At 58.1% G+C, this 24,771-nt stretch carries 20 protein-coding genes; 13 read left to right on the top strand and 7 right to left on the bottom strand.

What is annotated here, in order from left to right; genetic code table 11:
- Positions 1–332: 332 nt before the first annotated feature.
- The 6 genes from AB7S84_RS10180 to AB7S84_RS10205 form a co-directional block, all read right to left on the bottom strand.
- Positions 333–1,787, bottom strand: a complete 1,455-nt coding sequence (locus tag AB7S84_RS10180; protein ID WP_020875611.1) for a trimethylamine methyltransferase family protein — start codon at positions 1,785–1,787, stop codon at positions 333–335.
- 392 nt (positions 1,788–2,179) lie between these two features.
- Positions 2,180–3,991, bottom strand: a complete 1,812-nt coding sequence (locus tag AB7S84_RS10185) for a cation:proton antiporter (RefSeq protein WP_428154285.1) — start codon at positions 3,989–3,991, stop codon at positions 2,180–2,182.
- A gap of 22 nt (positions 3,992–4,013) precedes the next feature.
- A complete protein-coding gene (locus AB7S84_RS10190; protein ID WP_020875613.1) occupies positions 4,014–4,172 on the bottom strand; it encodes a YqaE/Pmp3 family membrane protein in 159 nt (52 codons plus the stop codon).
- A gap of 69 nt (positions 4,173–4,241) precedes the next feature.
- Positions 4,242–6,896 carry a cation-translocating P-type ATPase gene (locus tag AB7S84_RS10195; RefSeq protein ID WP_428154288.1) on the bottom strand — a complete coding sequence of 885 codons (2,655 nt, stop codon included), beginning with the start codon at positions 6,894–6,896 and terminating at the stop codon, positions 4,242–4,244.
- Between the two features lie 120 nt (positions 6,897–7,016).
- Positions 7,017–8,747, bottom strand: a complete 1,731-nt coding sequence (glgP, locus tag AB7S84_RS10200) for an alpha-glucan family phosphorylase (protein ID WP_428154290.1) — start codon at positions 8,745–8,747, stop codon at positions 7,017–7,019.
- 194 nt (positions 8,748–8,941) lie between these two features.
- Positions 8,942–10,120 carry an FprA family A-type flavoprotein gene (locus AB7S84_RS10205; protein WP_020875616.1) on the bottom strand — a complete coding sequence of 393 codons (1,179 nt, stop codon included), beginning with the start codon at positions 10,118–10,120 and terminating at the stop codon, positions 8,942–8,944.
- A 564-nt stretch (positions 10,121–10,684) separates the two neighbouring features.
- Between AB7S84_RS10205 and AB7S84_RS10210 the strand changes: the two genes are divergently transcribed.
- From AB7S84_RS10210 to AB7S84_RS10220, 3 genes are all read left to right on the top strand, one after another.
- Positions 10,685–11,488, top strand: a complete 804-nt coding sequence (locus AB7S84_RS10210) for a DUF364 domain-containing protein (RefSeq protein ID WP_020875617.1) — start codon at positions 10,685–10,687, stop codon at positions 11,486–11,488.
- A 109-nt stretch (positions 11,489–11,597) separates the two neighbouring features.
- A complete protein-coding gene (locus AB7S84_RS10215) occupies positions 11,598–12,551 on the top strand; it encodes a universal stress protein (RefSeq protein ID WP_020875618.1) in 954 nt (317 codons plus the stop codon).
- A gap of 61 nt (positions 12,552–12,612) precedes the next feature.
- The gene (locus AB7S84_RS10220) at positions 12,613–13,392 is read left to right on the top strand and encodes a DODA-type extradiol aromatic ring-opening family dioxygenase (RefSeq protein ID WP_040414347.1); all 780 of its coding nucleotides are present in this window, start codon (positions 12,613–12,615) and stop codon (positions 13,390–13,392) included.
- Between the two features lie 84 nt (positions 13,393–13,476).
- On the opposite strand, the gene AB7S84_RS10225 is transcribed toward AB7S84_RS10220, so the two are convergent.
- Positions 13,477–14,175 (bottom strand): lysozyme, encoded by a 699-nt coding sequence (locus AB7S84_RS10225; RefSeq protein ID WP_020875620.1) that lies wholly within the window; start codon positions 14,173–14,175, stop codon positions 13,477–13,479.
- A 600-nt stretch (positions 14,176–14,775) separates the two neighbouring features.
- On the opposite strand from AB7S84_RS10225, the gene AB7S84_RS10230 reads away from it, so the two are divergent.
- The 10 genes from AB7S84_RS10230 to AB7S84_RS10275 are packed head-to-tail and all read left to right on the top strand — an operon-like array spanning position 14,776 to position 24,651.
- Positions 14,776–15,450, top strand: coding sequence for a Pvc16 family protein (locus AB7S84_RS10230; protein WP_020875621.1), 675 nt, complete (start codon positions 14,776–14,778; stop codon positions 15,448–15,450).
- Positions 15,451–15,459: 9 nt separating this feature from the next.
- Positions 15,460–16,683, top strand: a complete 1,224-nt coding sequence (locus AB7S84_RS10235) for a phage tail sheath family protein (protein ID WP_020875622.1) — start codon at positions 15,460–15,462, stop codon at positions 16,681–16,683.
- 2 nt (positions 16,684–16,685) lie between these two features.
- Positions 16,686–17,114: a phage tail protein gene (locus tag AB7S84_RS10240; RefSeq protein WP_020875623.1), complete on the top strand. Its 429-nt coding sequence runs from the start codon at positions 16,686–16,688 to the stop codon at positions 17,112–17,114.
- On the top strand, positions 17,111–18,472 hold the full coding sequence (locus tag AB7S84_RS10245; RefSeq protein ID WP_020875624.1) for a hypothetical protein: 1,362 nt from the start codon (positions 17,111–17,113) through the stop codon (positions 18,470–18,472). The genes AB7S84_RS10240 and AB7S84_RS10245 overlap by 4 nt, the downstream gene beginning before the upstream one ends.
- A complete protein-coding gene (locus AB7S84_RS10250; RefSeq protein ID WP_020875625.1) occupies positions 18,451–19,158 on the top strand; it encodes a bacteriophage T4, Gp53, baseplate wedge protein in 708 nt (235 codons plus the stop codon). Before AB7S84_RS10245 ends, AB7S84_RS10250 begins: the two co-directional genes overlap by 22 nt.
- Positions 19,155–20,726, top strand: coding sequence for a phage baseplate assembly protein V (locus AB7S84_RS10255; protein ID WP_020875626.1), 1,572 nt, complete (start codon positions 19,155–19,157; stop codon positions 20,724–20,726). The genes AB7S84_RS10250 and AB7S84_RS10255 overlap by 4 nt, the downstream gene beginning before the upstream one ends.
- Complete coding sequence (locus AB7S84_RS10260; protein ID WP_200809283.1) at positions 20,723–21,064, top strand: hypothetical protein; 342 nt, start codon at positions 20,723–20,725, stop codon at positions 21,062–21,064. The genes AB7S84_RS10255 and AB7S84_RS10260 overlap by 4 nt, the downstream gene beginning before the upstream one ends.
- Positions 21,064–21,495 (top strand): GPW/gp25 family protein, encoded by a 432-nt coding sequence (locus AB7S84_RS10265; protein ID WP_020875628.1) that lies wholly within the window; start codon positions 21,064–21,066, stop codon positions 21,493–21,495. The genes AB7S84_RS10260 and AB7S84_RS10265 overlap by 1 nt, the downstream gene beginning before the upstream one ends.
- Positions 21,492–24,095, top strand: coding sequence for a putative baseplate assembly protein (locus AB7S84_RS10270; protein ID WP_020875629.1), 2,604 nt, complete (start codon positions 21,492–21,494; stop codon positions 24,093–24,095). The genes AB7S84_RS10265 and AB7S84_RS10270 overlap by 4 nt, the downstream gene beginning before the upstream one ends.
- On the top strand, positions 24,082–24,651 hold the full coding sequence (locus tag AB7S84_RS10275; protein ID WP_020875630.1) for a phage tail protein: 570 nt from the start codon (positions 24,082–24,084) through the stop codon (positions 24,649–24,651). Before AB7S84_RS10270 ends, AB7S84_RS10275 begins: the two co-directional genes overlap by 14 nt.
- The last annotated feature ends 120 nt before the right edge of the window (positions 24,652–24,771 follow it).

The following is a 24,771-nucleotide window of genomic DNA, read 5'->3' on the forward strand; positions in this document are numbered from 1 at the left end:
GGCAATATAGAGTACGATGTCGGCGGCCTGGCGGTTGAAGGTGATCCAGATACCGATGGGGACGCCGGTGAATATGGCGATGGTAACGGCGACCGCCACGACCCAGGCATGCTCCCAGGCCAGCTTCAGGGTTTCAGGACCCTGATTGATCAAGAATTGCCATGTTTCCATAGGGGCGCCTCCTTGGCTAAGGGTGAATGGGAGGGGTGGGATCTTGAACGTCTATCGAGAGGCGGGATATCACCGGCATCCATGAAGGATGCGGGTCATCCCGGGAAAGCCGACGGCCGTATCGACCGTCGGCCGTCCGCACATAACAATTCATCTTAACGTTACGGCAACAATATGTCAAATTTGGATCGAATCGCGGCGTCGACATCCGCCGGAATATGGGAGACGGGCTCGGCCGCAAGGATCTTCCGGGCAATATTCCGCCCCCGCTCCCAGGCGTCGATGCCGCCGTCCTTTTTCCAGTTTTCGCGGATCTTCCGGTCGGTCACGCCGTTGCCGGTGAAATAGGTGGACCGCATATGCTTGAGGGTGTGAGGGGAAATCATGAAGTTGCCGCCAGGCCCCACCTGATCGATAACCGAAAGGGCCAGCTGCTCCTCGTCAACGGGGATGCCGGCCAGAACCTTCATCGCCATGCCGATGATCTCGTCGTCAATGACAAACTGTTCGTAAGCGACGGCGAGCATCGATTCCAGCATACCCGCCGAATGGTGGATGTAGTTGGAGCCGCCCATCGCCGCGAGAAGCACGGTCATCGCCTTTTCCCAGCCGGCCTGGCAGTCTGGGATCTTGGCGTCCGAGAGCCCGGCGGAGTTGTAGTTGGGTACCTGGATGTGTGCCGCCATCTGGTGGATAGCGGCGTTCATCATGCCGCACTCGACGCCGCCGCCGAGGTATCCCATGGTGTTCATGTTGGCCATGCCGGGGATGCCGCCGTAAAGGAGAGGCGCTCCCGGCCGGGTCAGTTGACAGATGGTGATGCCCGCCAGCTGCTCCGCATGGATCTGCGCCAGGGTGGCGGCCATGGTGACGGGAGAGGTGGATCCGGCCATGGGGGCACAGGAGAGGGCTACCGGAATCATGTTCCGGTTGCATTCCTGCATGATGCGCGTGGACTGGGTACAAAGCTTCAGGGGTGATATGGCGAAGGAGGTGATGACCGAAATGAAGGGCCGGGCCTTGAGTTGATCCAAGCCGCCTGCGATCATGGCGGCCAGATCCATGATGCGGTGAAGGCCCGCTTCGTTGTTCACGCCCGACATGAAGTGTTTGGTGGTGGCCTTCATGCCGGCATAATACATGTTGACGTCATAGGCCTCTTCGGGGATGTCCGTCGGAATGCAGGAGCGAACAAAGAAGTGGATGTTGTCGAGCCGATCCACCAGCCGGCCAATCTGGTAGATGTCGTTCAGGACGGTGGCACGGGCTTCGCCCGTCTCGAGATCGAGTATTCTGACGGCGGCGCCCCCGGTGCCCAGATGAACCTTGTCCTCGGTGAGGTCGAGATCATTTCTGCCGTCCCGGCTGTATAGAACGACCTTGGCAGGGGCCGTTTCTGCCATCCGGGACACCAGATCCCGGGGAAACAGAATCCGGCTCCCCGCCCGATCGACCGTTGCACCGGCCGACTCGAGCATGGCCAACGTCTCGTCCAGACCGGATTCATAGGTGAATCCGGTTTTCTCCAGAACGTGGAGGGCGGCGTTGTGAATGGTTTCGACATCCTGTGGGGAAAGGGGTTTGTAGATTCCTCCCTGAAGGCCTTTGAGGTTCATTTCTCTGCTCCTTGACGATGTTGAAAAAAAGGATTCAAATGGTTGCGGATGCAAACGGAACGGCTTCGGGACCTCGCTGAAGTCCGGCCGGACGGTACGATCACCGCTCTACAATTGACAGGATTTGTTTCAATTTGAGGTCGCCGGCGGCGCCCCGGGTGAAAATATCTATTTCATATGAAATGAAATATGTCAATCAGAATTTTTCAGTGCATTTTCGACTCGTGTTGATTGTTTAGACTTTCAGGTCAAGGATGGGGATTGTAAAGGGGTAAACAGGATAGCTTTGAAAAATTTTTCGATATTACTGCTCGATGGTATGATGGGCGCAGAAGCCGGATTTCAGGATGCGGCTGATCATAAATATATGGGTTTCATGATCGAGGGAACCTTCAATCCACCGCTTTTATGGGCGCATCGATGGACAAGGCCAGGATTTTCCATCCCGATGCAGGTGAGAATTGGGGATCCGGCGTAAAAACATGGATATTCTCGTTGTCGTCGATGGCAAAGAGCGGCAGACGGGTGTTTCTATGCTGTTGAAGGTAATCTTCATAGGAAAATTCATCGGTCAGCAGCGTTGTATGGATATCCGCACCGCCGGTCACATATCGGTTCAGCGTCTGATACGTCATGTCTTCACGGAAAAGATGTCGACCGCCGTATTTAAAAGCCGATTTTTTTTCGGCATTGCCGTTTTTCGGCGGATGATTGCCGACGGCATAGATCCGTTTCTTTTCAAATTCAAGTCGATAGTAGTGAGCAGAAAGAGCGTTCAGTTCAATGTTGGGGGAGACGGCTATCAAATGACCGATGCCCGTCAGGTCAAGATGGCGTTCAGCATGCTCCGATGCCGGGTTGCCCCAGTAGGCCGGCAATCCGTTCATTTTGGCTTCGGCAATGTAATCCCAGTTCGGATCCGTGACCACCACCCTGAACCCGTTATCCTGGAGCGCTTTGGCAATGGTCTGTGCAAGGGTATTGGCGCCGATGATGAGAAATCCCCTGGGCTCGGGTTCCCTGACCTTCAGCCATTTAGCGATGAGACCCGCGGTGGTGCTTTGCAGCAGAACCGTGCCGATGATCACCATGAAGGTCAACGGCACCAGCTGGGAGGCATCCTGATATCCGATACCCTCCAGTTTGATGGCGAAAAGCGCCGATATCGCCGCGGCAACGATGCCGCGGGGTGCGATCCATGCCAGAAGGTGCCGCTCGGTCGGAATCAGCTTCGAGCCCAGGGCTGAGAGTTGCGCATTCAAGGGCCGTGCCAGAAATTGGATGATACCGAGCACGGCCAGGCCGGGCCATCCCAGGGCAATGAACGCGTTAAGGTTTATTCGGGCCGCCAGAATGATGAAAAGCATCGAGATGAGGAGGATACTCAGGCTTTCCTTGAAATCCAGGATGTCTTCCAATTCGAGGCCTTTCATATTGGCAAGGCAAATGCCCATCACCGTTACGGAAAGAAGACCGGATTCCGCCTCCAGGGTATTGGAAAGGGCAAAGACGGCGCAGACCGTCGCCAGGGCCGCAAAATTGTGAAGGTACCGGGGCAGCATGTGGCGGCGTAAAACAATTCCGAACAGATAGCCGCCGAGAGCGCCGAAAAAGCCCCCAATGGCTATGATTTTGAGAAAAACAACGGCCCCGGACTGAAAACCGCCTGCTGTTCCGCCGGAAACGATGAACTCGTAAACCAAAATAGCCAGGGTGGCGCCGATGGGATCAGTCAGAATACCTTCCCATCTCAGGATGTGGGCTACATTTTCCCTGGGCCGGACGGTCCGGAGCATCGGCACGATCACGGTGGGACCGGTGACCACCATGAGTGCCCCGAACAGGAAGGAGATTTCCCATGAGAAAAAAAGCAGCCAACGGACGGCCAGTGCGGTAATCAACCAGGTCACAAAAACGCCCAACGTGATCAGGTTGCGAATTACTTTTTCCAGCCCGGGAATGTCCTTGAATTTCAGGGTCAGGCTGCCTTCAAAAAGGATGACGGCCACCGCAAGGGAGATAAAAGGAAACAAGAGACTGCCGAACAACCGGTTCGGATCGAGCCAGTTCATCATCGGGCCGAGCAGGATCCCGCAGAGCAGCAAAAACAGGATGGCCGGCAGTCTCAGTCGCCAGGCGATCCATTGGCACCCCATGCCGGCCAGGAGGGTGATCGACAGCGCCACCACGGCATGTTCGTTCATGATGGCGTATTTTGCCTTCGTATCATTTTTTGGCGATGACCCACACGGCATGAACGATGCCGGGAATATACCCGAGCAGCGTCAGCACCAGGTTGATCCAGAAGTGTTTACCGATCCCGACCTGGAGAAAAACCCCCAGCGGGGGCAAAAAAATGGCGAACAAGATGCGAATCAAATCCATAATCAATTCCTTTCTCAAAATAATGGGGTATTGTCAATTCCCGGGTTCGCCTGCCGTTCGGCACCGATGTCAGATTTCGAACACACGCTTGAAGATCCGGCCCGCGGCAAGCGGTAAAAGGCTCATTCCGAAAACAAGCAGCCAGCCTTCTCGCGTTGGCGCCGCCACATCCAGAATTTCGGACAGGATCGGCAGCTCAACGGCGGCAAAAATAAGCAGAAGGCAGAGCGCCAACGCCGCCCAGACAAAAGGGTTTCGCGTGATGTCGTTTCGCAGAAATCCGGCGCCGGGGTCGGACATGTTGAAAATATGCCACAGTTGGGCCAGTGCCAGGGTTAGAAACGAGATGCTTACAGCCTCTCGTTCCCCGAGTCCAAAGCCGTTAATGGCGACGGCAAGGGCACCGAGAACAGCGATTGTGATGAACAGACCGTAGCCGCCGACGACAACCCAGTGACGGCGGGTGATGATGGGCTCGCCGGTCGGCCGGGGCTCCCGTCGCATCACCTCCGGGCTTCCTGCGCCGACGCCCAGGGCCAACGCGGGAAAAACGTCGGTCACCAGATTCAAAAACAGGATTTGCAGGGGCAGCAATGGGAGGGGCGCCTTAACGGCGGCCGCCAGCCCCACGCTCGCGATCTCGCTGACATTGCAGGAGATGAGGTAGACCACGAATTTACGGATATTGTCAAAGATAACTCTGCCCTGGGCGATGGCGGCCACAATGCTTGAAAACGCATCGTCCTGCAGCACCATATCCGCGGCTTCCCGGGCGACCTGGGTGCCCCTGAGCCCCATGGCGATGCCGATATCGGCCTTCTTGAGGGCCGGTGCATCGTTCACGCCGTCCCCCGTCATGGCGACCACTTCCCCCTCGGCCTGGTAGAGGCTGATCAGATCCAGTTTCTGCCTGGGGCTCACCCTTGCAAAGATGGGAATGCGGACGAGCCTGCGTCGATCGGCCCTGGAAAGCGTTTCCGGAGTTTTCAAATCCTTTCCTTCGACGGCCTCGGCATTTTTGTCGTGGGTGAGGCCTACCGCGTCGGCAATGTTTCGAGCCGTGAGGATCTGATCGCCGGTCACCATGACGACCCTGAGTCCGGCTTTACAGGTGACATTCAGGGCATCCCGGATATCGGCTCTCGGCGGGTCGAGGAGTCCCGCCAGGCCGATAAGGGTCAGGTCCCTGTATGGCGGGGCTTCGACGCTCGATTCTCTCTTTTGCGCAAATGCCAGTACTCGCAGTCCGAGACGGGCGAGCCGTTCGGTATGCGCCGTCCAGACATCCCGGGCTTCTTCGCTGAGTTCTGATTCACCGGCTTCGGTCAATATCCGTGTGGATGAACTCAGTACCGCCTCGGGGGCGCCCTTGACGGCCACCAGAACGCCGTTTTCATCCTCATGAAAGGTGGCCATCATCTTGCTTTCCGTGTCAAATGCCTCCTCTCGGACTTCCGGAAAGGATGCGACAAGAGGCTTTCGGTGGATGCCGCCGGGAATGCCCGCCGCGAGAAGCGCAATTTCCAACGGATCCCCGCTGCTTTTGCCGTCGTCGCCTTCCTCATAGGCGGCATTATTGCATAGCACCGCCACCCGGAGCAGGCATTGCAGGGTCGAAAAATCCTCCGGATGAACCTGCCGGTCATCCAGGAGGTACCCTTTTTCTGCATCGGTCCGGATCTCGCCGGCATCGACGACAAGACGGCTCACGGTCATACGGTTTTCCGTAAGCGTGCCGGTCTTGTCCGTAAAGATGACCGTTGTCGCACCCAGCGTTTCCACCGACGAGAGCCGATTGATCAGGGCGTTTCGCTTTGCCATGCGGTGCATTCCCTTGGCCAGGGCGATGGTCGCTACGATGGGCAGCCCCTCGGGGATACTGGCCACGGCAAGGGCAATGGCGGTTTCCAGGGTGATGAGAAGGTCTTTTCCTCTGACAAGGCCGGCCGCCCCGATGACGGCAGTGATCGCGAGCGTGACCCAGATGAGTTTGTGCCCCAATTGGTCAAGTCGTTTTTCCAGTGGGGTGATTTCGTCTTCGGCTTCGGCTACGAGGGCGGAGATCCGACCCAGTTCCGTCTCCATGCCCGTAGCCGTGACTACCCCTTCACCGGCCCCCCGGGTGATCGCCGTGCCTTTATATATCATGTTCGTGCGCTCGGCCAAGGAGGCTTTCACCGGCAGGATTGCAACACTTTTTTCGACAGGCAGGGACTCGCCGGTGAGCGCCGATTCGTCGGCTTGCAGCTTGGAAGCCGCTATCAGGCGGATATCCGCCGTGATGACATCCCCGCCCTCGATCACGACGATGTCGCCCGGTACCAGGGTGTCCGCCGGCACCGCCATCACGCGACCGTCCCGTCGAACTCGGGTTTTCGTGCTTCCCATCCGGCGAAGCGCCTCCATGGAACGCACCGCCTTGAGCTCTGTGGCGAAGCCGATGGCGGCGTTGATAAAGATGACCGCCAGGATGGCCGAACCTTCCAGCCAGTCGCCGAAAAAATAAGAAAGGGCGGCTGCGGCCCCTAAAAGGACGATGATCAGGTTTTTGAACTGATCCAGAAGAATCCGCCAGGCCTGCTTCTTTTGAATTTCGCGCAACCGGTTTCTGCCGTACCGTTTTTTACGGGCTGAGACCTGGGGCCGCTTCAGACCTGAATCCCTGTCGACTTCAAATGCTGAGAGCACTTCATCAATGGGATGGCTCCACGGCGTTTCGATCATTTTCCTCCTTGCGGAAATTGTCGTCGGCAGTTCGATACCAGGCCTTTTGAATTCCGGTAAATATGGAGAAACACCATATGTGCCGGCGACCCGGGATGCGTACACATCGATGTCGAACCGTCATTGAAAATAGGCTTCCAGTACATATTGGGCGACCATTCGGTGTGTATTGAAAAAAGAACCGTTCAAAGCGATGTTGTAGGCCATCATATTCATCCAGCGGGAGCGGTCTTCGTAAAAGCACGGCAGAATCTGATGCTCCAGCTTGCCGTAAAGATCATCGGCATCCAGGGCATCGTATGCCGCCGAGGTCTCCCGGACATCGTGAATGGCCGGGCCCGTCTCGGTTTTGACACGTCTCGGGCCGATGGACCAGCCGGTCACACCCTCGATGTAGCCTTCGATCCACCAGCCGTCCAGCACTGAAAAATTGACCACGCCGTTGGCGGCCGCTTTCATGCCTGATGTTCCCGAAGCCTCCAGCGGACGCATGGGGGTGTTTAACCAGATATCGACCCCGGACACCAGAAATTTCGCCCGATACATGTCGTAATTGGGAATATAGACCATTTTGATATCGTCGTTCAGTTGGCCGCCGGCTTGATGGATCTCCTGGATGAGGGCTTTACCCTCGGCGTCGGCGGGATGCGCCTTTCCTGAATAGAGGATCTGAAGCCGTCCGGATCGGGATGCGATTTTTTTGAGACGTTCGGTGTCCCGCAACAGCAGGGTGGCTCTTTTGTAGGCGGCCGCGCGCCGTGCAAACCCGATGGTCAGAACATCGGGATCCATCGAAATCCCGTATTGGGCCTCGATGAAATCGAAAAGCTCCCGTTTGGCGGCTTGATGCGCCTCCCAGATCTCTGCCCGGGGGATATCCAGTGCATTCCGGAGGGCATAGGAATCCTGCCGCCAGTTTGGAATATGGCTGTCGAGGACGGCGGCCATGCTGTCGCAGATCCATGTGCGGATGTGGATGCCGTTGGTGATGGCGTCGATCCGGTATTCCGGAAACATTTTCTGAGAAATCTCTCCATGTTTCTGGGCGACGCCGTTGATGTATTCCGCGTGGTAGAGCGCCAGGTAGGTCATGTTCAGACGACCGTCGGTGTCGATGATGTTGCTGTGGCCTAGATCCTCAAAATGGAAACGATCCCGCAAAACATCCCGGACCGTGTCCACGTCGAAGGTGTCATGTCCGGCCGGCACCGGCGTATGGGTGGTAAAAACGCACAGCGCTTTGACCTTGTCCAGGTCTTGTTGGTAGCGGTCCATCAGTTCGAGGGTCAGCAGCGCCGCATGACCCTCGTTCATGTGATAGGCTTGGAGGTTGTCGTGATCAAGAATCTGAAGCATATGCGCCCCGCCGAATCCCAGCACGACTTCCTGTTTGAGTCGGTACCGCTCGTCGCCGCCGTAAAGATAAGCGCTGATTTCCCGGTCTTCGGGTTCATTTGCAGCGAGATTGGTGTCGAGAAACAGCACTGGAACCGTATATCCGGTGATGCCCTTCACCGGGTAGACCCAGGCCTGGACCAGGACGGAGCGGCCTTCGATGTCAACGGTGACTTTTTCGGTCAGCAACGTCATGAAATTCGATGGGTCCCATTCCACCGGCACTTCGATCTGATTTCCATCGGAGTCGATTTCCTGATGAAAATAGCCTTTGGTGTATAGGAGCGTGACCCCTATGGCCGGGACACTCAGGTCCGCGAAAGATTTGAGCGTATCGCCGGCGAGAATGCCCAGACCGCCGGAATAGGTGGGGATTTCAGGTTGAAGGCCGACCTCCATGGAAAAATAGGCGACCTTTCGATCCTGGGGAGTGTATATCGAATACGGATTCATCATGATTCTCCTATTTGTCTTGTGGACAGGGAAAAAATAATGGCGGTCCGCTGTAGCGTATCCGTTCCGATGCTGCCGCTGTCGAGATGTCTTTCGACCGGTTGTCAGTTATGACATATCCCGCTTTCAGGCGTTTCTGCAATAGATTTTGTCTCAAATTTTCATATTTGATGCCCGAGGCCGCCGGGATGCGGACATCATTGAAATTTGTTTTCTTTGTGTTTTTTTGCGATCGTGGCGGCCAACCGGTCCAAGGCATTCAAATCCGGTGCTGAAGGGGCGCCTTTGCACATTACCGGATCCAGAATCTCGGCTTTGAGGTTGGGGATCATAGCCGACAGGGTTTCCACGGTCTTTCCCCCCCAGCCGTAGGACCCGATAATGGACAGGAACTTGACCTTGGGCTTTAAGGCATTAGCCAGGAGTGCCGCATAGGCGGCGAGGGGATGGGGGCCGGCAAGAACGGTAGGAACCCCGATGATCACGGTAGCCGCATCCACCAGGGCCATGGCGAGTTTGCCGATATCCGTGACCGCCAGGTTGAACATCTCGACCCGGACCTCTTCCGCGACGAGAGCGGAAGTCAAACGGTCGACCATTTGTCTCGTGCTGCCGTGCATGGAGACAAAGGGCAAAACGACAAGGTTGTGCGGGGGTCCCGAGACCCAATCCCGGTAAGCGTCCATGATCCAGGCCGGACGATCGTAAATCTGGCCGTGACTGGGGGCGATCATTTGAATGTCATACGCTTCGAGCTTTTGCATGTTTTTTTCGATGATGCTTCGAAAGGGCATCATGATTTCAGCAAAATAGCGTTTGGCGGCTTCATTCACGCGTCCTTGATCGGTCACGAAGAGATCGCCGGAAGCGATATGTGAGCCATAAAAATCGCAACTGAAAAGCAGTTTGTTTTCCTGCAGATAGGTCACCATCGTTTCCGGCCAATGGACCCATGGAGTGTGAATGAATTTGAGGGTCTTGTCTCCCAGAGAAATCGTTTCGCCGTCCGCCACGGTGACAAAGCTGGATTCGTTGATGGCGAACAGATCCATCAGCAGGTTTTTGCCCTTGGACGTCACCACCACCTTGGCCTCCGGAAATTTTTCGAGGACACGGATAATGCTGCCGGAATGGTCCTGCTCGGCATGATGAGAAACGATAAAATCGATTTTATCCACCCCGTCGAGCTGCGCCATCAACGTCTCTGCCATCGATGGATCGACGGTGTCCAGCAATGCGGTTTTTTCACTCCCTTCGATCAGATATGCATTGTAAGTGGTGCCGTCAGGAAGCGGAATGAGGGAATCGAAAAGTCGCCGATCCCAATCGACTGCACCCAGCCAGTAAATTTTTTCCATTACCATTCTTTTTTGCATGACCCAATCGCCTTTCGTTATCTGTTACCAACTTTCGACTTTCAGAGGCCGGCACCGCTTTCCGGTCACGATCATGATAGTCGAAAGTTGAACTGTTATATGTTCCGGGCGCAGCCTGAGGCTTTCATGACGGTTGCTGTAACGCGGTGCCGGCAGAATGGAAGCGATCCCGTTCAGTGGTGAGTTTTCGTGCCGCTCGAACGCGGCGAAAGATCACCGGTAAAAACGGCAAGGCTGCCCCATCCTCGGGGTTTTTGAATGTGAATATGAATTCACTTAAAGAAGAAGAACGGGAGTTGTCAAGAAAAAAATACGCGTTGATATAAAATAAATTTATTTTTTAAATCCATAAGTTGTATGCTTGGGGTACGCTCCTGAACGGTTTCGGCGGGCTCAGGGCCGGCCTTCATCAAAATATGAGATAGATGAACGAATTAACCACGTACACGTATCGCGGCGATAAAATCCTTGAGAAATAGACGGAGATGTGTTTCAAAAAGATTACATACAAACCACCAGAAGCATCTGTGAATTGTGCTTCAAAAAAAGTACGGGGAAATCCAAATGAACGCTGATTCATGTCCTCAAATCACGGAAGACGCTCTCGACCGCCCTCTCGAGGGTGAAGAAAGACAACTGGCCGACTGCCTGCTCTCATCCCTTATCCGGCCTGATGCCATCGTGGATAAGATCATCGCAGGCCCGAAATTTATCGCGGTGACGGCCGCCGGTCGCATGGGGCTTTCCTCCCTGCTGGGGTCGAGGCCCCGGGAGCACGAAAAGACGTTGGTTCATCAAATGACGGCAAAACCGCTCAGGGAAGTGGCCGCCCTGATCCGCAGACCGTCTCCCTTTGCCGTTTCCCTCGGCTTTGCCGCGTTGAATGCCGCCAATACGCCCGATCCAACGGATGTTGAACCGTCCAATTTTCCGGCGGATGATCTGATTGCCGGACTCGGCAAAAATAAGATTACAGGTCTTGTGGGTCAATTCCCTTTTATTGAATCCCTGAAAAAGCGCGTAGGTACCTTTCATCTGTTTGAACTGAGGGATGTCGCGGATGCCGTTCCCCGTCATCAGTGGGAGCGTCGACTCGCCGAATTGGATGTCCTGGCCGTCACCGGAACTGCCCTGTTGACCCGCAGTATGGCCTGGTTCCTCTCCAGGGCTCCCCAGGCGATCACCGTGATTGTCGGCCCCACCACCCCTTGTTCGGCTGCACTCTTCAGCCGGGGGGCGGACTATCTTTGCGGCTCGGTGGTGACAGACATGGAGAAAGTGGCCCTGGGGATTCATGCCGGCCTGCCTTTCAAGAAAATCAAAAAGAACGGTGGGGTGATCTTCGCGCAATGGGAAAAACAGGGCTGAAAGCCCCTTTTCAGAGAGTCTGGAAGCGCTGGGAACCCTGTGATGTGATTGATGGACCGTGCGTGAAAAAAAATGGATCAGGGGTGTCTAATCAATGGAGGAAAAAGCTATGAACAAAGGGCAGAGCGTTTTATTTGGGATCGATGACTCCGATTTTGCCCGGCAGGCCTTATCGGAGATAGGCGGTTTGTTAAAAAAAAATGAAAATCTGAAGATAACAGTATTTCACGGCGTCGCCGAACCGGATTTTTCCGCATTTCTCGAATCCATCGGTGAAGAACCCCGTGCCTTGGAAAAGTATCGGGAGCGCTGGGATTTGAAAGCACGGACGGTTCTGGAACAAGCCGAAGAGGTCCTGGCGGAATCCGGATTCGATCCCGGAAAAACGTCAACCGTTCTGGACAAAAAATGCGGTGACCCTGCCGACGCCATGCTAAAGGCGGCCGATAACGAAGGGATCGAGACCATCGCCGTGTCGCGATGGGGAAAATCGACCATATCGCGCAAGCTGATCGGATCGGTCACATACCGTCTCGTCCAGTCGGCGGATGATCTGGCACTCTGGGTCATCGATCCTCGAATCTGCTCCAACAACGTTCTGATCGGCCTTGTCGGCGCACCCATCAGCCAGAGGGTTGTGGACTACACGGTTCGATATTTTTCCCATCTCAAGGAGAGCAAATTTACATTTTTTCATGTGATTCCACCCATACCGCCTCAATATTGGAGTTCAGAGGACATCAAGGATATGGAAGAGGATGAAAAGCATGAGAAAATAGCGCGATGGCTGAAAGAGTATACAGACAAGGTCAAGGCAACGGCCGACGACGCCAAACAAAAGCTGGTCGCAGCGGGCGTTCCGGAGCGGAACGTGGTGTTCAGGTTTCAACCGCAACAAAAAGGTATTGCCAGGGATATCCTCCTGGAACTGGAGCAGGGCAACCATGGCATTCTGGTTATCGGACGCAGAGGTTACAAGGACATCAGGGAGTTTGGTCTCGGGAGCAAGGCCAACAAGGTGCTCCTGAGCGGTCGTGCGTTTGTCATTTGTCTGGTCAACTGAGTCGTTGCCGCCGGGAGCCGGCTTTTTCATTGCTCATGAGAGGGTTGAAAAATTCCGAAAGATGATGCCCACACTCTTTATATCCCACGGTCCGCCGGCTATTGCCCTGATGGAAAACCCAACGGCGGTTTTTCTGAGAGCCCTGGGCGAACGCCTGCCTCGGCCGAAGGCCGTTGTCTGCGCATCCGCCCACTGGGAGGCCTGGCGGCCCCTGGTTTCGGCGGGCGCAGCGCCTGTCACCATCCATGATTTCGGCGGGCCCCCAGCCCTGTTCAACCTTCGATACGCCGCCCCGGGTTCGCCGGCATTGGCCGCCGAGATCCTGACGTTGCTGGCGAAAAACGGTATCGCAGGCGCAGCGGCTCCGGATCGCGGCCTCGACCATGGCGCCTGGATCCCCTTGATGATGGCGTTCCCCGATGCCGGCATCCCTGTGGTGCAGGTGTCGGTTCAGACGGAAACGGACGCGGCCTGGCATTACCGCTTTGGCGAGGCCCTCACGCCGCTTCGGGAAAAGGACATCCTCGTCATGGGCAGCGGCGGGGCCGTCCACAACCTGGACGAAATCGGCGGATATCCACTGGATGCACCACCGCCGGACTATGTCAGCCGTTTCGACGAATGGCTTGCGGCCGCTGCAACCGGGGGAGAGGTCGAAGTCCTACTGGAGTACAGGAAACGCGCTCCCGAGCCCGACCGATGCCACCCCTATCCGGCCGAACATTTTCTGCCTTTTTTCGTCGCTATGGGCGCCGGCGGGGGCACCGGCGCCCGGCGGATTCACCAGGGATTTATGTACGGGACCCTCTCCATGGCCGCATATCTGTGGGGAGAGGCGTGAGGTGACGGCATTCGCCTCAGAAGCGACGAAACGGGTGATTGCAAATGGGGCTGAATTCCCACTCCCCATGCGTCGCCGGGCCCATCACGACGGCTCCCCCTGCCGGATGTCGATGGGCGACAGGTCCACCTCGGCCGGAGGCAGAGCCCTGGGGATTTCGAGGTTCTCGAAAAAGAGTTCGATCTCCCGCTCCCGGCGCTTCCTGAGTCCGGCCAATTCACGGCCGCCGGCTTTCACCCAGCGGCGCAGCTGGAAGGGCACCCCGTCAAAATCGTTCCGATTAACGACCTTGAGCAGAGTGGAGCGCCGGAAATTACCGCCGCCGACGTTGTAAACGAAATCGCATAGCGCGGCATACTGGCCGTCGGTCAGTTCCACGTCCACTGCTGTCAGGACCACCCGCTCAGCAATTTCCATGTCGTCGCGGAGAATGTCGGCCCCTTCGGGCTCCGTCACACCGTCGAGAAAGTGTTCGGGTTCGTTGCCGTCGCAGGGGGCCAACTTGACCAGGTGGCCGTAAGCGATGGTACAATATCTCGCCGCATCATTGTAAAGATGACTTCTGAAGCCTTCCGAATCCTTGGTCAGCTGAAGCCCCCTGTCATAAATGCCGCGAAGCTCGACGCCGGGCGGCAACACGGCGCGTTCTTCGGGTTCCAGAAATATGCCGGCCGTTATTTTATCGATAGACAAATAGGTGGTGGTATCGATATGTCGACATGTCCATGTCAGGGCAACGGCTCCTGTGAGGATGATAAAGGTCAGGATCTGAAGACGTTTCATTTTGAGGGCCCTCCTGAAATTTAAGTGTGGATGTTGTGTATCGCGTTGATCGTCATTTTTTCCCGGCTGCGGGGAATGCGGTGTTTGCAAAAATTCTACTGCTTTCGGACAGCCTCAGCCGCAGCGGCCGAGTGTTGCATGCAGATGATAAAAGCGATGACGGAAGGGGCGGGAGAAACGGTATTCCGAATCATTTTTCGAGAGCGCAACCGGCAGTCTGATCGGCTGTTTCGAAACCATAACGTCAATATAATTTTGGGGGGGACGGTTGTCTATAAGGAAAAGTGTGCTCATATTATTCTTTATAAAAAAAGCGCTTGGCTGTTCCATGAGAAAAAAAGCGTGTCAAACGGCATTGGAAACCGTCTTTGGCCATACTCAGACCGACAGATTCCCGCGCCTCCAAGACACAACGCAATTTATTTCATCTTCTTCCGGTTAACTTCAAATACGCTGCCGTCATCATCATCCGGGGCTTGCAGCAGAATTCCGCTTCAAGCGGTTATCCAAAAACCATCCTTCAACCATTCTATACACTGTAGGCGTGTCGGGAAGTTCCGATTATCTCAATCATCAATCCTTAAACCGTGTGGATGCGATATGATTGAACGTATTGACAGAAAACTGACGGAATGGGTCGGCGATATCCTGGGAGACGTGAAGGTCTGGTTGGGCGCGCCGGAGAAAAAGGACACCGACACCGTCGGGGTCTACCTGACGGATATTCTGCCGTCGTCTCCGGCCCACGTCACCCGCAGGGCGCCCCTGCAGGTGATGCTGTGCTACCTGTTGACCGTCTGGTCCGAAGAGCCTCTGGAAGCCCACAAGATGTTGAGCCGACTGCTTTTCGCCGCGATGGAGCACCCCGAATTCGAGGTGGATCTGGCGGAGGTGCCCGCCCAGACGTGGTCCGCATTCGGGATCAAGCCCCGCCCCTCGTTCAAGATCCGGCTTCCCCTGCGCGTCGAACGGACGGACCTCACGACGCACAGGGTCAGGGGCCCGATGGAGATTCGCCGCACCTCGATTTCCGCGATGGAGGGGATCGTGATCGGGCCGGCGGACCAGCCCATCGACAACGCCCGCATCTCCCTCCCCGCCTGCAAACTCATCACGACCACCGATTCCCGCGGCCGGTTCGCTTTCGAAAGCGTCCCGTTGCTTTCCCAGGGGATGTTGAAGCTCCATGTGGAGGCTCGGGGACGAGAGGTGGTCAGGGAGATTGCGTCAACGGAGATGATTGAAGAAAAGTTGATTATCCACATCGATTTATAGGAGGTTGACATGCCAACCTACATGACACCCGGCATCTACATCGAGGAGGTGGCCACAGGTGCGAAGCGGATCATGCCCGTAGGTACCAGCACCGCCGCCTTTCTGGGGGAGGCGCCCTATGCCGACGCCTACCTCAACGAACCCGTCGCCATCAACAACCCGTCACAGTTCATCCGTAAATTCACCAAACAGGATTCCCCCGGCACCGACCTCGCCCGGGCCGTAATGGGCTTTTTCGCCAACGGCGGTTCGCGGTGCTATGTCCTCAACGTCGGCAGTGGGAACCCCATCGCCGGAGATCCACGGCGCCGTGAGGGCATTGCGGCGCTGGAAACCGTCGACGAGGCGAAAATCATCGCGGCGCCCGGATATGCCGATCCGCTCTCCTATGAGGCTATCATCACCCATTGCGAAAAGATGGGGGACCGCTTCGCCATCCTTGACGCCCCGGCGGAGGTGGATGACATCGACCTTCTCAAGAAGGTGTGCACATCGGGATCCCTCTCCGATGGAGAGCAGAGCGGCGAAAAATCAGGACTTCGGGCTCGTGAGACGGTCTCTGCCGCCTACTATTTCCCGTGGATTGAAGCGCCGGATCCCTTTGACCCCAAAAAAATCGTCAGAACACCGCCCTCCGGTCATGTCGCGGGCATCTATGCCAGAACCGACGCCCGGCGAGGGGTTCACAAAGCCCCTGCCAACGAAGTGGTTCGGGGGGCGCTGGACCTCGTGTACAAGGTCACGCGGGAGGAGCAGGGCGAACTCAACCGTGCCGGCGTCAACTGCATTCGCTTTTTCCCCGATGCCGGTATTCGCGTGTGGGGCGCCCGGACGTTGGCCGGCGAGTCGAGCGAGTGGCGCTACATCAATGTCCGTCGCCTCTTCAATATGATCGAGGAATCCATCGACGCCGGGACGCGCTGGGTTGTCTTCGAACCCAATGACGCTCGGAGCTGGAAAACCATCGAGAGGAACGTTCGGGCATTTTTGACGACCGTATGGCGCGACGGCGCCCTGAAGGGAGACTCCCCTGAAAAGGCGTTTTTCGTGAAATGCGACGAGGAGACCAATCCGCCTGATGTCATCGACGCCGGAAGACTGGTGACGGAGATCGGGATCGCTCCTGTCAAGCCTGCAGAATTTATCATCTTCCGCATTGGTCAATGGATCGGCGGTGCCGGAACCGAAGAAGCGGCGGCGGGCGGCGGACAAACCGAAAGTGAAGGAGGATGATCATGCCGGATATGGATATCTATCGGTCATATAATTTCGTGTTGGACATCCAGAACGTAACGGTGGGGTATTTCACCGAGGTCAGCGGATTGAGCGTCTCGGTGGAGGCGATTTCGTACCGGGAAGGAGGCGGCGCGGCAGCGGTCCGGAAACTGCCGGGAAGGGTGGAATACGGCGACGTGACCCTCAAATGGGGAATGAGCGATTCCACCGAACTCTGGACCTGGCTGATGAGTGCGGCTGCCGGAAACGTCGAGAGAAAGGAGATCTCGATCATTCTTCTGAAGCCGGATGGGCAACAGGAGAATACCCGCTGGAATCTCCATAGCTGCTGGCCGAGGGCATGGCGCGGGGCAAGGTTGGATGCCCTTGGGCAGGAGGTTGCCTATGAAACCCTTACCCTGGTCCATGAAGGGATTGAGCGGGCATGACGGCCGACTCCCTTCGAAAACTGCTGTTTGCCGCAGTCCTTGCCGTTCACCGCGGTATTTTCGGTCTGGCCCGGAGACTGACCGAGATCGACGAGAGGAAGAAGTCGGGTTTTGAGAAAAGATCCGTCGACCCTGATAAGCCTCCTGCCGCGATGCTTCCGACCGAAGAAGCTACCGGAGGACCGCCCAGGCACTGGGTCGACCGGGTGAGTCGGTATGCACCCGAACTGCTGCTGCCGCCCATACGGGGCGAAGTGTTTCATGATCGGTCTGCCTTCGGGCGAGCAGAGCGGGCAGAGGGTGATCTGCCCGGGAAGATGGGGGACCACGGGGTCGAAGCGCTGTCGGTTTCAGGCGATGACGGCGGGCGGAAAGACGGAATGGCTGAGGAGCGCGGGAGGATATTCAAAGAGGATCGCGGATCGGATATCGGCCGGGAACGCTTTTCGGAACACGCGATCCGGATCCCCCAAAAACCGGAACAGACCCTTGGGAAAAGCGCTGTCCCACTGAATGCCGTGACGGGAACGAGTGCCGGCCGAGGACCTGTATCCACGCCGGAAATCCAAGCGGAGCAAACGTCATCACCTTACAGCCCGGACAACGACGGGACGAGAGATGAGAGTTGGGATCGGTCGGGCGATGAAAGCCGTCGGTGGAATCCGAAACTTGTCTCAGCCCTGAGTTCGGAGGGAATGTCCGTCTCGCGGCGGCATATAACCGGTTCGCCGTCCGCCGAGGCATCGGGGCATGACGCCGATGTCTCAAGGGCGCAGGCCGGCACGACAAAAAGCGTTTTTGTCGAGGACGGGGAATCCCCTTCGGCGGAACCTGATAACCGGAGATCCGCCGATGCCTTGAAAAAGAACGGTGCGCTTCCAACGGCCGCAAGGTTTCACCGGCGCCGGCGGGAGGCACCGGCGGACGCTGAACGAATTTCACGCCTCAGTCCGTCCGGGAAAGCGTCGAAAGAGTTTCACGACGATGAAAAGATCTTCCCGGGATCCGAAGCGAACATCGTTTTGATTCACACGGAGGCCGACGAAAACGGGCGAGCGGACCCGATATCGATGCACCACGGTCGATCGGATGCAGAGCCCGGCGGCCGGGACGACGGTGCTGTCCAATTCGAAGACCGGCCTTGGCCCCGGCTGCCGGACGAGGAGCCCATCAGGAGCGGCGCCGATGATCGATCCGGTCTCTGGCCCCTGCTGCTCGATGAAACCCAGACACGGGGGAGGAAGCATGAGGACCGGGCGGCGCGTGAAGCCTTCAGGACGGCGCTCCGCGAGCATGTTCGGCTGCAGCGGCTCGAAAAAGAACAGGAGGGGGAAATATGGAACGCGTGGCCTTTTTGATCGAGAGGACTGGTGAGCGGATCGGGTGCCTGCTGAATCCCGAGAGCCTCCTGTTTCGTCGCCAAGCCGGCGTCGTCACCCGGCATGACGCCGGCGGCATCGCAGCCGGTACGGGCCGGTACGACGATCAATTGCTCTGTCGCGGCGGCGGCCTTACCGAGTTGACCTTCAACCTGCTTTTCGATGTTTCGCTGGCGGGCTCGTCCGGCTCGTCCATGAGCGTGAACGACGTTAGGGACCTGACAGGACCCATCTGGCGGCTTTCCGAGAACAGCGCCGACGGCACCCCCCCCATATGCCGCTTTGTGTGGGGCAAGAGCTGGCATCTGCCCGGTATCATCACATCCGTTGCCGAGCGATTTGAATATTTCAATGCCGACGGTGTGCCCCGGCGGTCCTGGATGCGGTTACGCTTTCGTCGAGTTGCCGAACCCGTGGCGCCGTCGGTCCCTGAACGTCGGGCGGTCGCCGACGGGGTGACGGGTCCTTACGGGTCAACGCGCCCACTTGAATCCCACGAGGTGAAGGGAAATGAACGACCGGACCAGATCGCCGCCCAATGCTACGGCGACCCCTCGCTGGTGCGGGCCCTGATGGCCCACAACAACATCGACGACCCCCTTCATATGCCGGCTGGGAAGATGCTCGACATTCCACCCCTGGAGAAACTGGAGGCACTGTTGTGAGCGCCCCTGCCGTCATCCCCGCCGTGACCGTTGAGATGGACGGGCTCCGTCTTGCGGAATCGGATGTCCGGTCCATGGGCGAGGTCCGCGTTTACCAGGCACTCTCTCTTCCGACGGTGTGCGAACTGGCCTTTTACGAGCCTGAAGGCGCCGTGGTCGGCGCCGCCGCAGTGGGGCCGGGCACCGCCCTTCGCATTCGCGTCGAAGGTCTCGACCCGTTCCTTTTCGAGGGTGAACTCACGGCGGTGGAATACGATTACGGCCCGGGAGGGGAGCGGCGGGTCTACATGAGGGGGTATGATATGCTTCACCGGCTGCGAAAGCGTCAGCCGGTCCGATCCCACGTACAGGTCAATTTCGTCGAGCTGGCGCGGACCCTGGTTTCAGACCTCGGGTTTTCGGTGTCGACCGTCGACCCCGGTCCGGTTTGGCAGGAGCTCTTCCAGTACGGTCAGTCGGATCTGGATCTCCTGGCGGAGATCGGCGAGCGATGCGGCCAGTATTTCACCCTCCGGGGATCGGCTTTGCACCTGACGACCCTGGACGGTTTTGGTACGGCCCTTCCCCTTGAGCTGGGAGCCGCTTTGATCGAAGCCCGTGTCGAGATCAATGCGGAAACCGCCTGCCGGATCGTCGAAGCCCGGGGGTGGGACCCCCATCGGGCGACGCCGGTCGTCGGATCCGCCAGTCGGGCGCGTATCGGGCGGAACGTCCCGGCAGCGGTCTTTCCCGAGCAGGTCGGCGGATTGCCCCGACGCACCCTTGTCGATACGCCGGTTCAGGAAGATCTCCATGCCGAAGGCATTGCTCAGGCCGAGTTGGATCGGCGGGCTGCCCGGGAAGTCGTTTTCCGGGGAATCGCCGAGGGCGACGCAAGACTGAGACCCGGCACCCCCGTCGATGTTTCGGGGGTGGCGCCGCACCTGGCGGGGCGTTACGTACTCACGGCGGTGCGTCATATCATCGATCGGCGGAAGGGGTACGTTTCGGAACTGGATACATCGCCCCCGCCCGGTCGCTTTCACGCCCGCGGCACTTCGGCCACCCTTGGGGTGGTCAGCCGTGTCGACGATCCCGAGGGGATGGGGCGTGTCCGTGTCGTGCTGCCCAATTACGGCGATGTCGAAGCCGGATGGTTCAACGTGGTAAGCCCCGGCGCCGGGCCGGGCAAGGGGATGATGGCGCTTCCCGACGTCAACGACCGGGTGCTGGTGGTCCTCATTAACGGCGACCCTGCCCAGGGTGTCGTTATCGGGGGGCTTTACAGTCTTTCCGCCCCCCTGGATACCGGGGTTTCGGACGGGGCCGTTCGACGCTTCAGCGTAATGACGCCCGGCGGCCTTCGCGTTCGGCTCGATGACGAAACAAAGACGGTGGATGTCGAAAACGGAGAAGGCGACCGTATCGCGATGTCGCCGGAAGAGATTCTCATGGCCGACAGCCGCGGGAGTCACATAACGCTTTCGACGGGAAAGTGCAGAATCGTCTCGACGGCCGATCTCGACATCTCCGCTCCCGGAAGAAAGGTCACCATCAGCGGCAATCATATCGATTTTGAGAGGTCATGATGTATCTTCTGACGGAAAAAGCGAGGCTGGCCTGCGATCACGACAACGGCACCGTGGCTGTCGAGCCCACCCAGACCCTGGTAACCATCGCGAACGATCGGGTGTTGGTGGAAACCGACCCTGAGGGGCGTTCCATTTCCGGCTGCCCAAACGTTGCACCGGGGATCAAGGCCTGCGGCCTCACGCTGAAAGTCCGGGAAGGATACTCGGACCTGCTTTGCATCGAGGGGCGTCGGATCTGTCTGGATACGGTGACGGGCCTGACCGACGGCACCCCGCCGGGAGCGGTGACCTATACGGTTCGAGACCCCGGTCAGGATATCGCAGGAGAGCGCTGATGACATCTTTTGTTTCCCGAAGCATGCGGTTTTTGCACCCGGACTTCGACGAGAGCAGACTGTTTTCCGGCATCCAGATCGCCAGCACCGGGGGCATCGCCTTGATCTCCGGTGACGCCTCGGTGCGACAGTCGATCCTGATGCTGCTCACCACCACCCCGGGGGAGCGGGTGATGCGACCCGATTACGGATGCAGCCTCCGGCAGCTGGTGTTTTCGCCCAATGACGCCACCACCCACGGTCTGGCGATATTCTATGTGCGCAGGGCCATCACCCGATGGGAGCCCCGCGTCGAGATCCTCTTTCTGGATGCCGTGGCGGGTGTCGATGATCCCGAACGGATGGATATCCGCCTGGAGTATCGCCTGCGGCGAACCGGGCATCGGGAAAGTCTGGTCATACCTGTGTTCATGGCGGAGGACGTATCATGATGTCGATTAAAACCCCCAATCTGGATGATCGACGGTTTGAGGATCTGGTCGAGGAAGCCCGACGACGGATTGCCCGGCGCTGCCCCGATTGGACGGATCTTTCTCCCGGGGATCCGGGTATGGTGCTTGTCGAAACCTTTGCCTATCTCACCGATATCCTGCTCTACCGACTGAATCGACTTCCGGAAAAGATCTACATCGAACTTCTCCGTCTCATTGGGCTTCGCCTTCAACCGCCGTCAGCGGCGAACGTCACGCTTCGCTTTACATTGAACCGGCCCCAGGAACGACCTGTAGAGATCCCCCGGGGGACCCGGGTGACGACCGCGAGGGCCGACGCCGGCGTCGAGCCCCCGGTATTCGCGACCCTCGAGACGACTGTCCTCGCCCCCGGCGTCACCATTGCTGAGATCTCCGCGCGCCACTGCGATCTTGTCGATGCAGAACCGGTCGGTACCGGTACGGGTCTGCCCGGCCTGGTGGTTAACGTCTCTCGCCCTCCGATGATCGCCCCGACAGCAGGATCGAACGACCTGGTAGTGGGCGTCGAGGCGACGGTCGAGGAGCAGGACAGCCTCTCCGGTCCCTTCGTTTTTCATGAGGGCAGAAGCTTCCGGATCTGGCGGGAGGTGGAGAATTTTTCGGGAACCGGTGATGACCGATTCGTCTACACGGTCGACCGGGTGACCGGCGCAATTGTTTTCGCCCCCGCCGCCCGCATGAAAACCGCTGAGGGTTTTCTGGATAGCGGCGCCGTTGCTTTGGCGGAATTCCCCGCAGCGAATCGGGAGATCCGGATCTGGTACCAGTGCGGCGGCGGTGCAACCGGAAATGTCATGGCCCATACGCTGACGACCCTCAAAGATCCGATTCCGGGAATGGCCGTGACCAATCCGCTTCCGGCCACCGGAGGACGGCATGCCGAATCCCTCGAGAACGCGCTGCGGCGCGGGCCCCAGGAACTTCATGCGCTTCACCGGGCGGTGACGGCGCGGGATTTCGAACATATTGCCCGGCGATCTTCCGGCGCTGTCGACAGGGCCCACGCCATCACCAAGGCGATGCTGTGGTCCTATGCCCGGCCGGGGACGGTGGAAGTGCTGTTGGTACCTCATATTCCCGACCCTGTCCGGGATCGCGTGACCATCGACGATCTCCACACGCACGAGACCCCGGAAGCCCTCGAACAGATCCAGAAAGCCCTGGACGAACGGAAACCGCTCGGGACGACATGCATCGTGAAATGGGTTCACTGCAAGCCGGTCAAGGTTCACGCCCGGCTGGTCGTGTATCGCGAAGAGAATCCCTCTGCCGTGAGAGACCGTGTCCTGGCACGGCTATGGCGCACCATCAGTCCCCTTTCGACCGCGGGTGACGGCAAGGGATGGCCTTTCGGTCGACCTTTGACGCGTTGGGACATCTACCGGATCATCGATGAGGAACCGGGCGTGAGCGCCGTGTCGGATATTCGGATGGTGGTCGACGAGGTCCCGGATCGCGATGTCAGCACCATATCGGCCGATGCATACCAGCCTGCCACCTGGTATGCGGGGGCGGGCGAAAAGGTATTTCGGTCCACCAACATGGGTGACGGGTGGGAGTCGATCGGGCGATTCCCCAATGAACGGGTCGTTGCACTGACCTCATTTCCCCGGGAAACGGGTATTCAGGATCGTCCGGGACTTCTTGCCGTCGCCACCCAGATCACCGCGTCTGCCGATGCATCGGCTATCCACATCTCACACGACTGCGGGGAGAGCTGGACGGTGGGATTGCGCATGACCTTCAAGGTCGATGCCATGGCCTGGGTGGTAAGAGAGACGGTTCCGGTTCTCCTCCTTGCGACCGAACGAGGACTCTACGAACTGGCGATCCACGAGCATGCCGAACCTTTCCAGGTGCTGGTGGCCTCTGATCAGCCCTCTCTGGGCTTTTATGCGGTGACCGTTTCGACGGACGTCTGGGGAGGGACCAGTGTGGCGCTGGCCGCCCGGGGAGAAAAGGGAATATATCTTTCCGATGAGGGCGGCAAGACCGAAACGTACCGATGCATCGGTCTCGAGGGGGAAATGGTGCGACGCGTCGCTTTCCAGCACTACGGGGCCCACCGCTACCTGTGGGCCTGCACGGCAGCCATTGGGAACGACCCCGGCAGGGCTTGCTTCCGATGGCGGATGACGGGAGCGGAGGAGAACCCGGAGGGATGGCGCCATTTTGACCGGAATTGGAATGGCGGCGGATGCCGTGAGATCGCGTTTCGAGGCTCGGTGGTGCTGGCGGCCTCCCACCGAAGCGGGGTATTGCGTCTTGATGTCACGGACCCCGAACCTGCATGGGAGGCACCGACAATTAAATGCAACCTGCCCTTGAGGGGTCCCGAACGTTTGTTCCAGCCTGTCGATGCCCTGGCCGTGGATTCGGCCACGGGTTGCCTGTTTGCCGGAGGCGTCGAGGGGATCTATCGGAGCCGCGACCAGGGCAATGCTTACGAGCACGTGTCCAGCGGCACATTTGTCGAGCGGGTAACCTTGCCCGGCACGTGGCTCTTTTGCTCGGCGGAACACCGTCTGGAGGTGGAAAGCGAAGATGAAATCCAATGAGATCAAGGAATTGTTGCCCCAGCTTTTTCAACGAACCCTTCGGGACGGCGGCCCTCTGAATGCCCTGTTGGACGTGATGGCGTCGCTCCATGAACCGGTGGAAACGGTGCTGGCGGATCTGGCGACCTTTTTCAATCCCCGCACCGCACCGGACAAGTTTGTGCCGTATCTCGCCTGCTGGATGGATCTGGATCGTTTTTTCCCCCTCTACTGTGCACAAAACGAGGGATTTCAGCGCAACGCGGATCCCATCTCCTCGGGCAACGGATCTCTGCGGGAGTTGATCGCATCGGCGGCTTTCCTGTCGCAGTGGCGGGGGACGGCCAAGGGCTTGAAGCATTTTCTTGAAATCGCCACCGGCGTGGGCGGCTTCCGGTTGCTTGAAAACCTGGACGGGGAGGGGCAGCCGCGTCCGTTCCATGTCTGCATCATAATGCCGGACGACGCCGAACCGCACCGGGCATTGATCGAGAGAATCGTTGAACAGGAAAAACCGGCCTATGTCTCTTACGAACTCAAGAGCGGGTCGGCCACAGAGGGAAGGGAGGAGCCATGAGTATCGTTTCCATCAAGGAGGTCAAGGGGGTTGTCAAGTGCGGCAAAGACGGCAGAGCCGCGCATGTTTTCAACGTCAAAAACAGCATGGAGACCCGGATTCGGATCTCGACCCAGGTCG

The organism is Desulfococcus sp. (assembly GCF_050178255.1).
GTDB lineage: Bacteria > Desulfobacterota > Desulfobacteria > Desulfobacterales > Desulfococcaceae > Desulfococcus > Desulfococcus multivorans.

Coding starts and splice junctions, on each gene's coding strand:
- AB7S84_RS10250 (WP_020875625.1), top strand. CDS start 18,451: ATGGAACGCGTGGCCTTTTTGATCGAGAGGACTGGTGAGCGGATCGGG.
- AB7S84_RS10215 (WP_020875618.1), top strand. CDS start 11,598: ATGAACAAAGGGCAGAGCGTTTTATTTGGGATCGATGACTCCGATTTT.
- AB7S84_RS10270 (WP_020875629.1), top strand. CDS start 21,492: ATGATGTCGATTAAAACCCCCAATCTGGATGATCGACGGTTTGAGGAT.
- AB7S84_RS10185 (WP_428154285.1), bottom strand. CDS start 3,991: ATGAACGAACATGCCGTGGTGGCGCTGTCGATCACCCTCCTGGCCGGC.
- AB7S84_RS10245 (WP_020875624.1), top strand. CDS start 17,111: ATGACGGCCGACTCCCTTCGAAAACTGCTGTTTGCCGCAGTCCTTGCC.
- AB7S84_RS10195 (WP_428154288.1), bottom strand. CDS start 6,896: ATGATCGAAACGCCGTGGAGCCATCCCATTGATGAAGTGCTCTCAGCA.
- AB7S84_RS10190 (WP_020875613.1), bottom strand. CDS start 4,172: ATGGATTTGATTCGCATCTTGTTCGCCATTTTTTTGCCCCCGCTGGGG.
- AB7S84_RS10275 (WP_020875630.1), top strand. CDS start 24,082: ATGAAATCCAATGAGATCAAGGAATTGTTGCCCCAGCTTTTTCAACGA.
- AB7S84_RS10220 (WP_040414347.1), top strand. CDS start 12,613: ATGATGCCCACACTCTTTATATCCCACGGTCCGCCGGCTATTGCCCTG.
- AB7S84_RS10265 (WP_020875628.1), top strand. CDS start 21,064: ATGACATCTTTTGTTTCCCGAAGCATGCGGTTTTTGCACCCGGACTTC.
- AB7S84_RS10260 (WP_200809283.1), top strand. CDS start 20,723: ATGATGTATCTTCTGACGGAAAAAGCGAGGCTGGCCTGCGATCACGAC.
- AB7S84_RS10205 (WP_020875616.1), bottom strand. CDS start 10,120: ATGCAAAAAAGAATGGTAATGGAAAAAATTTACTGGCTGGGTGCAGTC.
- glgP (WP_428154290.1), bottom strand. CDS start 8,747: ATGATGAATCCGTATTCGATATACACTCCCCAGGATCGAAAGGTCGCC.
- AB7S84_RS10235 (WP_020875622.1), top strand. CDS start 15,460: ATGCCAACCTACATGACACCCGGCATCTACATCGAGGAGGTGGCCACA.
- AB7S84_RS10210 (WP_020875617.1), top strand. CDS start 10,685: ATGAACGCTGATTCATGTCCTCAAATCACGGAAGACGCTCTCGACCGC.
- AB7S84_RS10225 (WP_020875620.1), bottom strand. CDS start 14,175: ATGAAACGTCTTCAGATCCTGACCTTTATCATCCTCACAGGAGCCGTT.
- AB7S84_RS10230 (WP_020875621.1), top strand. CDS start 14,776: ATGATTGAACGTATTGACAGAAAACTGACGGAATGGGTCGGCGATATC.
- AB7S84_RS10240 (WP_020875623.1), top strand. CDS start 16,686: ATGCCGGATATGGATATCTATCGGTCATATAATTTCGTGTTGGACATC.
- AB7S84_RS10180 (WP_020875611.1), bottom strand. CDS start 1,787: ATGAACCTCAAAGGCCTTCAGGGAGGAATCTACAAACCCCTTTCCCCA.